Origin of the sequence: Catenulispora rubra, from assembly GCF_015356825.1 — a bacterium.
GTDB classification, from domain to species: domain Bacteria; phylum Actinomycetota; class Actinomycetes; order Streptomycetales; family Catenulisporaceae; genus Catenulispora; species Catenulispora rubra.
The window spans coordinates 1-2,623 of the sequence record NZ_JAACYW010000552.1 but is presented as its reverse complement, the minus strand read 5'-3'; the positions used below and the strand labels follow the sequence as shown (position 1 = coordinate 2,623).

General features: G+C 72.8%; 1 protein-coding gene and 1 pseudogene. Both read right to left on the bottom strand.

Annotated elements, in window-relative coordinates; genetic code table 11:
- Positions 1 to 94 precede the first annotated feature (94 nt).
- Positions 95 to 1,516 (bottom strand): vWA domain-containing protein, encoded by a 1,422-nt coding sequence (locus GWK61_RS53865; RefSeq protein ID WP_194922175.1) that lies wholly within the window; start codon positions 1,514 to 1,516, stop codon positions 95 to 97.
- Positions 1,517 to 1,625: 109 nt separating this feature from the next.
- Positions 1,626 to 2,623, bottom strand: a pseudogene (locus GWK61_RS53860) (hypothetical protein); the annotation flags it as partial.

Genomic DNA, 2,623 nt, shown 5'->3' with positions numbered 1-2,623 from the left:
CCCCCGCCCTGCCGCGGCAGCTGGTCGCCGCCGTACCCGGCGGTGAACTGCTCCTCGTCCGGCGCCCAAGCGGTCTGGCCGGTGGTGTGCTCGCTCAACGGTCCCCCGTTCGTACCTTGTGACAGGCCATCTGCGGTGTGTGCCCCTCGGGCCAGTCGTCGCCGTGCTCGGTGATCAGCCAGATCCACTTGTCGGGCTCGGCCGGTGTGATGTGCGGGGCGATGCCGTCGGTCACCATGATGACGGCGTCCAGCGTCTCGTCGAACGGCTCCCCGGTCCGGGCCGACGGCGCGCGGCCCTCCAGGTAGTCGGCGACCGCCTGGAAGCTGGTCCCGCCGCCGCCGACCAGCGGGTCGCCCGGGGCGAACGGCACCACCTCGGCGTCGAAGGACAGCCAGTGCGCCTCGACCCCGTCCAGCTGCCCGACCAGCGAGGCGACCCAGTCCACCACCGGCGGCGGCATCGACCCGGAGGCGTCCACGGCGATCGCCACCACCCGCTGCCGCTCCGGCCCGCGCCGGGACAGCATCGGGTCCTCGCCGAGCGCGGCCAGCACCGCGCCGCGCTTCTTCGGGTAGACCAGGCGCTCGCCCTCGGCCAGCTTGGAGGCCAGCACGTCCACCAGCCAGCGCTGCCACCAGTCCACCCGCCGGGTCTTCTGCGTCTGGCCCCTGATCATCCCGGCGCCCAGGTCGCCCCAGAGCTTGGCGAGCCGGTCGGTGGCGCCGTCGGTGCGGTCGATGAGGTCCAGCAGCTCCGAGCGCGCCGCGCGCACCCCGCGCTTGGCGGCCAGCAGCACGTTCGCCAGCACCTCGTTGCCGATCCGCTCGATGGTCTCGGCGTCGGCGAGCTCGTCCTGGAGCTCCTGCAGGATCTCGTGGATGCAGACCGGCGGCGGGCTCGGCGGGTGCTTCATCCGGCGCAGCTCGGTGTAGCAGCCCATGTCGGTGCGGATGAACTCCTCGTAGGGGAACGGGTTCAGGCCCTGCGCGGTCAGGTCCGCGTGGTAGCTCGCGAAGATCTTGCGCGGGTCGACGCCGGTCGGCTTGCCGTCCACCACCGGCAGCGCGTCACGCCGCAGCCGGGTTAGCGCGACGTGGTTGATGGTGCTCTCGATGGCGATGTCGAAGACCGGGTCCTCGCGCAGCTCCGGCTCGGTGAACAGGTGCCGCTGGATCAGGTGCCGCGCCTCGTGGAAGAGCACGAACTTCACCCCGTCCAGCCCCAGCTCGACGAAGAAGTCCGGGTTGAACAGCAGCAGGCAGGTGCCGTCCCCGGCGGCCATCACCGCCGCGGTGTCGATGGCGGTGGTGGGTATCTGGTGCGTGCACTTGGAGTAGATCCACCCGGCCACCGCCGAGGACTCCATGCCGAAGTCGACGAGCGCCGCCTCCTTCAGCCGCACGGCCTCGGCGATCGTCGCCGGCTCGGCCGGGTGCCACGCCGCCAGCGCCTTGCGGTCGGTGGCGCTGACCGGCAGGCGCCGCGAGCGGCGGCCCGACTCGTGGGTCTTCATGCGGCGTCCTCCTGCGCGGTACGGCGGCCTGACCCAAGTCTTCTATGTCGCGGCCCGCCGGTCGAACCGGTTGGCCGGTTGCCCATTGCCGGAGCACGAGTCGGGGCGTTCACGCGGTGGGTGCTGTATCGGAGCTCTGACGTGGCTGCGGCAGATGCCGGCCGGCGCCTTCGGATCCGGTGCTCTCGGACCCGGCAGCCTCGAACTCGGCGCTCTGGAACTCCGCGAGCAGGCCGTGCAGCGTGGTCCCGTCCTCGGAGAGGCGCGTCCAGCGCTCGGGGCGGCCGTCGAGGTGCCTGCGGACCAGGTCGGCGGTGTCCGGGCGCGTGGGCTGGAAGCCGGCGTCCCACAGCGCGGTCACGCGCTCCGGATCCGGCCGTGCGATGCCGGTGGCCGCCGCGCGCAGGGGCTCGTCGCTGTGCTCGCTCATCGAGGCGCGGACCGCCTCGTGCATCTTCTCCAGGCTCCCGGCACGCTCCAGCTCCAGCGCCCACACCGGCTCCGGCCCGGCGGCCGCGGCCAGGCGCGCGTAGGCGACGATGCGCCGGTCGGTCTGCAGCGAGCGGTTGCTGCGCCGCAGGACGGCGTGCAGCAACTCCGGGTCGTGCGACTCCAGGGCCGGTTGCAGCAACGCGGGCTCGGCGTAGCGCGTCACCAGGCGCTGCACGAGCCCGGGGTAGATGCCGCCGGCGGCCTCGGAGCGCACCACCACCGCGATCCGCAGCTCCAGCGACGCGAGCGGGTGCTGATACACCGCCGCCAGCACGCCGGGCTCCGCCGGCTCGCGGTCGGCCAGGCGCCACAGCATGCCGATCGACGCCGCCGGATTCCGCGCCGCGGCCAGCCGCATGGCCGGGGTCCCGTGCGGGCCGACGGCGAGGTCCAGCAGCCAGCGCGGCTCGGGGCCGCGGTCCAGGATGCGGGTGAGGATGCCGATCAGTGCTCGTACTTCGGGGTCTGATGATCGGACTGGCTCGGCGGCCAGCCGGTCGATGCCAGCCTGCGCTTCCGCATCTGCTGCGTGCTTTTCAGGAGTGTCGGATCGGACCGGCTCAGCGATCGCATGTTCTTCAGCAGCACCGAACCCCGCCGCCTCCACCAAAGCCC